Origin of the sequence: Myroides sp. LoEW2-1, from assembly GCF_009767705.1 — a bacterium.
Classification (GTDB): Bacteria; Bacteroidota; Bacteroidia; order Flavobacteriales; family Flavobacteriaceae; genus Flavobacterium; species Flavobacterium album_A.
In genome coordinates this window covers 1-9834 of sequence record NZ_WSPP01000169.1, presented here as the reverse complement: position 1 = coordinate 9834, position 9834 = coordinate 1, and the positions used below count along the sequence as shown (strand labels likewise).

7 protein-coding genes are annotated in these 9834 nt (G+C 29.9%); 4 read left to right on the top strand and 3 right to left on the bottom strand.

The genetic code is table 11. The features are described 5' to 3' along the window. The 3 genes from GOQ24_RS10255 to GOQ24_RS10245 all read right to left on the bottom strand — a co-directional run. The coding region (locus GOQ24_RS10255; RefSeq protein ID WP_160339622.1) for a hypothetical protein at positions 1–634 on the bottom strand (634 nt) is incomplete at its 3' end. 1 nt (position 635) lies between these two features. Continuing rightward, complete coding sequence (locus GOQ24_RS10250) at positions 636–2027, bottom strand: RagB/SusD family nutrient uptake outer membrane protein (RefSeq protein WP_155092564.1); 1392 nt, start codon at positions 2025–2027, stop codon at positions 636–638. Between the two features lie 11 nt (positions 2028–2038). Next, the gene (locus GOQ24_RS10245; protein ID WP_160339621.1) at positions 2039–5074 is read right to left on the bottom strand and encodes a SusC/RagA family TonB-linked outer membrane protein; all 3036 of its coding nucleotides are present in this window, start codon (positions 5072–5074) and stop codon (positions 2039–2041) included. Positions 5075–6881: 1807 nt separating this feature from the next. Here GOQ24_RS10245 and GOQ24_RS10240 point away from each other — a divergent pair. The 4 genes from GOQ24_RS10240 (at position 6882) to GOQ24_RS10225 (ending at position 9752) form a co-directional block, all read left to right on the top strand. Then, positions 6882–7349, top strand: coding sequence for a helix-turn-helix domain-containing protein (locus GOQ24_RS10240; protein ID WP_160339620.1), 468 nt, complete (start codon positions 6882–6884; stop codon positions 7347–7349). Between the two features lie 21 nt (positions 7350–7370). Next, complete coding sequence (locus GOQ24_RS10235) at positions 7371–7898, top strand: hypothetical protein (RefSeq protein WP_160339619.1); 528 nt, start codon at positions 7371–7373, stop codon at positions 7896–7898. Positions 7899–8050: 152 nt separating this feature from the next. Next, positions 8051–8485, top strand: coding sequence for a hypothetical protein (locus tag GOQ24_RS10230; RefSeq protein WP_160339618.1), 435 nt, complete (start codon positions 8051–8053; stop codon positions 8483–8485). Next, the gene (locus GOQ24_RS10225; protein WP_160339617.1) at positions 8475–9752 is read left to right on the top strand and encodes a relaxase/mobilization nuclease domain-containing protein; all 1278 of its coding nucleotides are present in this window, start codon (positions 8475–8477) and stop codon (positions 9750–9752) included. Before GOQ24_RS10230 ends, GOQ24_RS10225 begins: the two co-directional genes overlap by 11 nt. Positions 9753–9834 lie beyond the last annotated feature (82 nt).

Below are 9834 nucleotides of genomic sequence, written 5' to 3'. Positions count from 1 at the left end.
GTCCTAAGCTATCTGTTAAGTGATGAATAGAAGTATTATTAGTATTGTTCTGATATAAAAGACTAATATCTTTATTCACTAAGGGTTCATGTGTATTAGAGCTAGTTATTCTACCGGCTACTCTTACTATTTTATCAGGATTTATTTTAGAGATATGTTTTTCAAATATTTCAAAGCCGTTGTTTTGATATTGCTTTCTTTGTGATATGTATCTCTCAGGCGTTTCTTCTAGTTCAATATTGAGTGTTTGATTATGAGTAAAGCCTGTAAAGAAATTAGGTTTTTTGTAAAGAATATCTGGTGGCAATAAAACTAAGGTATCATTCTTGTCTATTGTGATTCTGTAGTAACCATCTTTATTTACAAAAACTCTTTCATTTTCTCCATATGCTGTTTGACTTTTAAGTTCTTTAACAAACGACCATTTATTTTTAATATTCATTGTTGTTAAACCAATAGGTGGATAGTCACGATCTTTAACTGTAACTTTTCCTTGAATAGTAATGGACCCATCATTATTAGTCTGTTTTATAGGTTCATTGATATTGTCTTTTTCTATTGAATGTTGACAAGACATCAATGTTATGCTTATAGCACACAATATTATTGGTTTTATCATTGCAGTATAATTCATGTTAGTATCCAGGATTGTTAGGTAAAAGGTTTTTATTTATTTGTATTTGACTTGATGGTATTGGAAATAAATCATGGTAAGGCCTAAAATTTGGTTTACTCTGAGTTAATTCATTTAGTTTTCCAGCTCTTTTTAAACTAAAGAATCGTCTACCATTCTCAGTATAAAACTCCTTTAAGTCTTCTTCAAGAATTGCATTTATTGTTTCTTGCTTACTTAGAGTTAAGGAAAGGTCTGAAAGTCCTCTTTTTTGTCTTAATTGATTTAAGACAGTTAAAGCCTGTTCTTGTTTTTCTTGCATTGTTAATGCAAAAGCTAAGTCTATATATATTTGCTCTATTCTATATAGAATTGAAAACTCATCAAGATTGTTTGTTTTGTTTTTGTATTTATAAACTTGATAAAACGTTTGATCATTAATTATGATCTTATTTAACCAATGTTGTTTTCTTTTGTCATTGTCATCAAATAGGCTAAGTACTTTTTTAGATAAAACGGAACTTGAAGTGGTAAAATTTGAAAAGATGTATAATGTAGCTTCAGGTGTTGCGCTATTTGCAGTTAAAAACAATGGGCTAAACTGCCAAATAGTACTTGTAGCCTCTTTTTTAAAAGTGTTAAGTAAATCATCTTCAATTTTGTATTGTTGTCTATCTATTATTGAACTTGCTAGTTCTTCTGCTTCTTGGTATTTTTTTTGAAGTATATAATTTTCAATTAGTAGTAGCTCTGGTACAGTTTTATTGATATAGAATTTATCTTTATTTGTATAGGTATAATCTAAATATTCTATAGCTTGATTAAGGTCTAATTCTATTTTGGTAAGTACATCGAGATACGTGGTTTTTGAGATGTTTTTGTTTTCCAGATAGTTGGTGGAAGTTGTATAGGGTATATCACCATATAGTTGTGCTAAATAATGATAGTACAATGCTCTTAAGGTTAGAGCTTCTCCTAACATTTTTTGTTTTAGTTCAATGGAAATAGCATCTGTATTTGTAACACCTTGAATGAAGTCATTTATTGCGTATAAATGTTGATATGAAGTATTCCACCATGATGTACTTTGTGAGTTATTATCTGAAAATGTATTTAAATACATCTCTGAGCCAGAGATATTTGTACCATAATAATCTAAGGCATCAGTATATATCGATAGGTTAAAGGAAATTCCACTACCACTTTTATTTAATAATGAGTTATTTGAAAGATTCAAATAAAGGTTGTTTAATGCTGCTTTAGTTGTAGATAGATCGTTGTATACATCAGTTTTGTCAATTTGAGTAGTAGAGGAATCAATATCTACAAGTTTGGTACATGAACTTGTAGATATTACTAATAAAAACAGGTAAAGTGATATTAGTGTTTTGTATGTTAAAATATATGTTTTCATGTTGTTTTTTATTAAAAGGTTAATTGAGCACTAAATGAAATTGTTCTAAGTGGTGGTAGGTAACCAAATGATACAAATTCCGGATCCATACCTTTGTAGGAAGTAATAGTCCATAGGTTTTGTCCTTGTAATGAAAGTCTTAGCGATTCTACTTTAATTTTTGGTATTTTCATTACATATGATAGAGCTACGTTTTTTAATCTGATATATGAAGCATCAGATATTGTAGCGTCACTTTCTGTATAGTTTATTTGTAAACTGTTTTTGGGATTATTGTATATAGCTGGCATGTATGTTGCATTTGGATTGCTACTTGAATGATAATCATTCATAGCAGAAGGAAGATTAAGCATAGCTGCTCCAGGAGAGTTGTAATACTTGTTGATATTGTAGTTGTCTTTTTTAACGAAATAGAAGAGAAAATCTAAACTTAAGTTTTTGTAAGAAATTGTATTGTGTAATCCTCCGTGAAATTTTGGTGCTAAACTCACAGTATGTTCTTTATCAAGTGATGTTATTTTTCCATCTCCATTGTAATCATAAAAGGTAAACTCACCTGTTTTTGGATCTAATCCTTGATATTTATACATTTTTATAATTTGAATCGGTTTACCAATAACATATTTACTACTTTCAGTTCCTTGTTCAAGGCCAGGGTAGGATACTAGTTCATTTTTAGGAAATGAAAGGTTAAAATCTGTAGTCCAAGAAAAGTTTTTAGTTTTTATATTTTGACTAAAAATTGAAAATTCCCATCCTTTATTTTCAACCACAGCAGGTGAATTTCCAGATATACTATTAAAGCCCGTGGTGGATGGTAGAGTTGTACCTATTAATTGATCTGATGATCGATTATTATAATAAGCAATTGTGGTGTTTAATCGATCATTAAAAAAGCTAAGTTCCGTTGCTATTTCAAACTTTGTTGTGTTTTCCCATTTAAATTTTGGATTATATAGAGCGGTAGGGCTTAAAGTTACTTGATCATTATATTGATATCTATTAATTGTATAGGTATCTAAGTAAGCATAGTCACCGATATTATCACTACCTGTTATTCCATAACTTGTTCTTAGTTTACCAAATGAAAGCCATGAGATATTTTTAGCAAAATTTTCTTTGGAGAATATCCAAGCAGCACCTATAGCTCCGAAGTTTCCAAATTTATAGTCATCTCCAAACCTACTAGAGCCATCACGACGAGCAGTTAAGTTTACTATATATTTTTGTGCATATGAATAATTTATTCTAGCAAACACTGAGGCATATTTATATTGGTTTTTTCCAGTAGAAACTATAAGTTGTTCTTTGGCTGCTCCAATATTTTTTATAAACGCATTTGAACTAAAATTTTTCGCCCTAATTTGATCAGATTCGTTGTCATTTTGTTGATAAGAGAATCCTATTAAAGTGTTTAAGCTATGTTTTTTAAATGAAAGATTGTAAGCGAGTTGTGGTTCAATAATGAAGCTTTGGCTTTTTTGGTTTGATAGGTTTGACTCTGAGCGTTCACTCGTGAGATTTGCAGCAGGATTAAATATTGTGTGTGGAATAAGTACTCTTTCTTCAAGGTGATTATTTGTATAACCAATATTGATTTTAGCATTTAAGTTTTCAATTAATGCATAAGATATACTTGAATTAAGAATAATTGTTGATGTTTTATTCTCATAAGAACTCTTGAGATTAGCCATTGGATTTCTAAAAGTTCCATCTTGCCAGTTTATTTCTCCATTTTTGTCATATAGTGAAGGTGCATTTGGAGCAAGGGTTAATGATTGTTTTGTCAGGTCTGCAGTTGGCAAGTTATTACTCTGGTTAGAGTATAGTGTAGATGAGTTTACAGAAAGTTTTTTGTTTTTACTCATATAATTATAGCTCATAAGTGCAGAGTTTCTTTTATACCCTTTATCTGTTGGAAAGACTGTTGTGCTTTCACTATGTGAGTAGTTAATGTTGAAGTTTGAGAACTCATTACCACCTCTTATTCCTAATGAGGTTTCTTGAGCCGTTGCTGTATCTCCAATTAATTCTTTCTGCCAATTGGTATATCTGTTTTTATCCCAAACTCCATTTATATCATAGGCATTAGCAGGAAAACTTGCATTAGCATTCAAATATGCTTCTTCACGCATTTTGATATATTGTTGGGTATTCATCATGTCTAAAAACTTAGGCACTTTACTAAAACTTGTAGTAGAACTTATAGTGAAACTAGTTTTTGATTGTGTTCCTTTTTTCGTTGTTATAAGTACTACTCCGTTAGCTCCACGAGATCCATAGATGGCTGTAGCATCAGCATCTTTTAATATCTCTATACTTTCTATATCACTTGGGTTTATTGCATTTAAGGGACTTATTTTAGCTTGTAATATTTCGTATGATAAGTTGCCATTGTTTGTACCTAATGCATCGGATAGAAATGGAACTCCGTCAATTATATAAAAAGGATTGTTTCTGCCAGAATTTTGCAATCCCATAAAATTCTGTCCTCTAATTTCTATGTCTATTCCACCGCCAGGTACCCCTGAGTGTTCTGTTATGGAAACTCCGGGTGTTCTTCCTTGAAGTGCTTGTAATGGGTTATTTATTGGTTGAAGCTCTATATCTTTTGCCGTTACACGTGCTATACTACCGGTACGCTCTCTATCTTTTACAGAGTAGTACCCTGCGTTGACAACAATCTCATCAAGTGTACTTGTTTTTTGATTTAAGACTATATTGAAGTTGTTTCCACTTTGATAAGTAATAGTTTTATCTTCAAATCCAATCATTGAGAAAACTAGGGTTTGTCCTTTAGCTACCTCAATTGTGAATTTACCATCTAAATCAGTTGAGGTAGCTACGTTTGTTTGCTTGACTATAACGTGAACTCCTGGAAGCGCTCCGTAATTGTCTTTAACTAGGCCAGTTACTTTGTTTTTTTTATTTTGATCAAAGTCAGTAAGGTTTGCATCAAAATTTACGGCATGTGTGTTATAGGTGAGTAGAATACTTAGAAAAAGTGCCATCCTATAACCGATTTTGATTGTGTAATTTAGTTTCATAATGTTTATAATTGATTGGATACACTAGTTTTAATCATTAAGATTTTTATTGCCGTTAAGTATCACTAGGGTATCTTTTTAGTTAGTTAATAATATTTATAGACTATCTCTAGCCTCTATAGCATGTCTCCCAAAATGCTTTATCTAAGAGACAAGAGATAGTCATAGGACTTAATAGCGCTTTTCAAAATCCCTTTGACCAGCGCATTGTGTTGTTTTTAGTGCCCTTAGCTAAACTATCTTTCCCGTTCTAACTTTATGAATTTTGGATTACTTTACTGTTAAAGAAGTTTATGCTAAGAGCTAAGTGTTTCATAATTAAATAGTTTTAGTGGTTAATAAATAGCATTAATAGATTTGCTTCTACGGCAATTTTTTAAATAAACTAACACTATAGCCTTGTTGTCGAATGGATGATTATTGTTGTTGTTTAATTGTGGATTAAGGCAATAGCTATCCTGTACACTGAAAAAAGAGTTGTCTTTTTACGGTATACTAATTATCTGTAGTATTACAATTCAATGAATTTTAAGGTAGATTTTACCTATGGCTTATCTTTTAGCAGCGCGCTATATGTAATTGTGATAATTAAGGACATAATAGATAGTTTAGTTTTATAGTTGTTGTTTGTCTTTAATGCTTAATTGACCATTACTTTTTATTTGCTTGATCAATTAAAAAGTAATGGTGTTTGTCTGTATGCCATTTAGCTTCCCGCTAAAGTATGCATGAAGTGGTTTGATATATTAAACTTGTTAAGCAGTACTAACTAATTCACTAATTCAATTTTATATCAAAGTTTGTCTGCTTGTAAAAGTGAGTTTATTGGTAAGAAAATAAAGTTTAGGACGTTAATATCACTATTGTAAATAATCACTCTAACAAGTTTGTTTTTTCATAGTAATTACTTGGTTTAGTTTGGTTAATAATTGTTTTGTTGTAATAAAAAATAATTGAAAATTCTCGAATAGGATTATTCGATAAGTCCTTTAAGGAAGTGGTATTGCTTTTATAAAATAAAAACACCTATACCTTGTATTTTAATCTCTTAATGCCTAATTGGGAGACTGGCATGAATAAGAGATTTAGTATTATTTAAGCATAAAAGATATAAATCCAATGCTTTAGTTTCACTGAGATAGCCTAGCAATTAATTGCTAGACTATCACTTTTGTTGCAACCTTTTGCTTTTAGACTTGCTTTAAAATGTATCTGTTTTGGAAAACAGCAAGAAAGGAATTACTTTTAGAGTGCGAATCTTAAAAATAGAAAAAACCAATCTTAGGTAAAGCTATGTCTTTAACCAAAGGTTAGGGTAGTGTATTATAGGAAACAACCTTTTTTTACACCACTTAGTATGTGAGTGATAATATTGTCTATTCACATATAAACAACCCTTTTTATTTATAAGAATTGTTAGCGATGTTATTAAACAAAATCGCACACATAGATTATATAAACGATGTATTGTATAGTCGATTAGCCATGTAAAGATTTACATAGGAATATCTGCATACAATCAAGTCGTAGGTGTCCTAAATTCTAAATGAGAAAACTCATTGAATATAAAAGTATACGTGAGTATTACTCGCTTGTAATGCAAAAATATAAACCTTTTTGCATAGAGTGATTTTACGGATACTCTATTCTGTATTGTAGGATTTTACACTACGATAACATCGTTGAAAACGATAGAAAGCTTAATAGCTACATCTATATAAAAGCAAATATAGTAAAAAAATATTAAACACAAAAAAGATTTGATTTTAAATCGATTTTGTGTGTAAAATAAAGTGTTGAAAAGTTTATGTCTTATAAGAAGTTGATTGGTAAAAAACTGAGAAGTAAAAGAGATTCTCTTAATCTAACAAAAGAAAATATAGTTGATTTGACAGGTGTTTCGAAAAGTAGTATATCTAAAGTTGAAAATGGAACAGCTAAAGATATTGACTTTTATGTGAAGTATGCTAAAGCAGTTGACTATGCTCTAAGTGAGTTAATGGATGTTAGTTTAAATTCTGTTACAATCTACAAACTAAAAGCAGATTTAAAGCAAAAAGTTAATCTAACAGCTAAAGTACGTAAATTAGTAGTTAGTAAATATTTCGCTGATTATAGAACAGTAGCTGAGATTAAGGAGAAAATGCAAAGTGATAAACTTATTGATGTATCAGTTACAAGTGGTGCTATATCAAATGTTTTGAATAACCTAAGAAAAGAAGGAATTGTGGTTTCCATATCCAATGGTAGAAAGAACCTATATAAGAGAAAATAATTTAAATTCATCTGCTAAACTATGTATAACCTATCTGACCATTTTAAAGAATTCGCTTTAACTTATAAGTATAATAATAAGGCTTTACAAGAAATAGTAGCAATTTTAATCTCCAAAGATACTTCAATTGCTAAGTTAAAAACTTATTTGCGTGAGAATAATATCATAATAGAGCAGCTCAAACAAGAGGCTTTAGATTTTCTAATCTTGTATGCGTATTATACTTTAAAAGATGACTGTATCACTGAGGCAGAGCTCAATGACTTTATTGCTTTAAAGAGAATTTTAGCTATAAAAGAAAATGATTTTATAGCTTATAAAGAGTTTCAAGTAAAAGAGATTTTAAAGCAACAGTTTTTAAGAATGTATTCCGATAAGTTTATCGATTCAAATGAAGCCATTACTCAGGTTAACCTGCAAATTATGTTTGGGCTTAGTTATGATGAGTTTGAAGAATTAAAGCAAGATGAGGTTATTAATGCTCTACTTCAAGGAGCTAATCCTAAAGACTTGGACATTTCTAGCTTACCTAAAGGCTTTGTTTTATAGTGTTTAATTATAGCAATGAGCTATTTTATTTTTATATATAATTCTAAACAATAGAAGATTAGGCCAATATATTCCAAAAGTGTCCTTTGTATTCCATGATAATTTAATTGACGTTTTATTAAGTAGATTTTGTAAATCTAAATAATAAGACTATGAATACTAATGATAAAAAGATGGTTTCAAGGCAAAGGGAAACTACTAGAAAAATAGTAAAAACACTTTCCATTTATCTAACTGAATCAGAATCTGAACAGTTTGAGAAGGTCATTGAAAAATATCAAGTTAGAAACAAATCTAATTTTGTTATCTCAAGAATATTAAACAATCAGATCAAGAGTGTTATTATAGATCCAATAGCTATAGAATACCACTCTAGTTTAACTCAACTTATCAATCATTTTAAAGCAATCGCTGTAAATTATAATACTTTAGTTCAAAAAAGCCAAGAGCAAGACAAGAAGTTAGAGGTCTATCAACAGCTTTTCAAAGAAACTATTGATCTTTCAAAACTTTGTAAAGATATAATAACGCTAACCCTAGATTTTGAGAAGATTGTCATAGATAAACAAAAAGAATATGATAGTTAGAATTGGCAAAAGCAAAGATATTCTAAATGTGCTTCGTTATAATCAAAATAAGGTGAAGGCCTGTGAGGCTAGTATTTTATATTTACACAAAGTAGCGTATCCACTTTATAAGGTGGAGGATTTATCTGTGTATTTTCAAAGGTATTTCCAAGCTTATCTTTTAAAAAATATTTCAACTCAAAGGCCAGTGAGGCACATATCGCTTAATCCTCATCCTAAGGATAAATTAAGTGATAAAGAGTTACTGCTTATAGCTAAAACTTATATGGCTAAAGTAAATTTAAAAAACCAACCTTATATTGTCTATAAACACTTTGATTTAAAAAGGATTCACATACATATTGCTACTATTGCAGTTAACTTATGGGGCAAGAAGATTGAAAAGCTCTATGATTACTCTCATGCGCATAATGCTTGTAGAGAAATCACAAAGGAGTTCGGGTTAACGGGGTATCAGAAAAAAGACAAAGGTTATAAGCGGTTTTTACTAGATATTGTAAATCACGCTGAGTTTTCGGTTTATGATCAAATAAATAGCGTTGTTTGCACTTTGCCTAAACACTATTTGTTTACAAGTTTTAAAAAGTATAACGCACTTTTATCACTTTTTAATGTCCAGGCTATTAAATCAAAAAGAAAAGACCATGTGTTTTATGTGGCTTTAGATAAAAACAAGAATAAAGCCAGTAATATTTTCTCATGTTACCGCTTTGATTTAGTAGTAGATGAAGATTTTTTAAAGAGTCACTACAATAAATCAACACAGCTAAGAGTGGATAAAACTAGTGAACTTTCAGAGCTAAAAAAGATAATTCAAGCTTATTTTAAGCAAAGTAAGTCTTTTTCGGAGTTTAAAAAGCTATTGAAAAATCAAGGTATTAATCTAGTTGAATTATCCAATAAGCTTAAAAAAGACTTTGTTTTTATATCTCATGAGCTAAAAGTGGTGTTTAACTTTAAAAAATTAAGTCAAAAGTTAAACTCCAAACACAACTCCTATTTTAATACGCTTAGAAAAAAGATTGAAAATCCACTTAAAAATTTAGTGCTACAAAGATACAACCAGAGTCAAAAAGAGTATAAAGCATTGCAGAGCCATGAGAGTTTTAATTTTTTAGAGGATTTTATGCTAGAGAGTAATCAAAGTAGTTTTGTGTGCTTTTTCAACTATCTACTTTCAGGGCCAAGTTTTGATATGCAAGAAAAGCAGTTTGAAGACTCGATAAAGAAAAAGAAAAAAAAATCCAAGAGTAAATACTTGGTTTAACCCTAATTAATATAATGTAATATGTTTGAATTTTTCTTAGGACTTTATTGGTTGTGTTACTATTTAACTTATAGTATAGCAA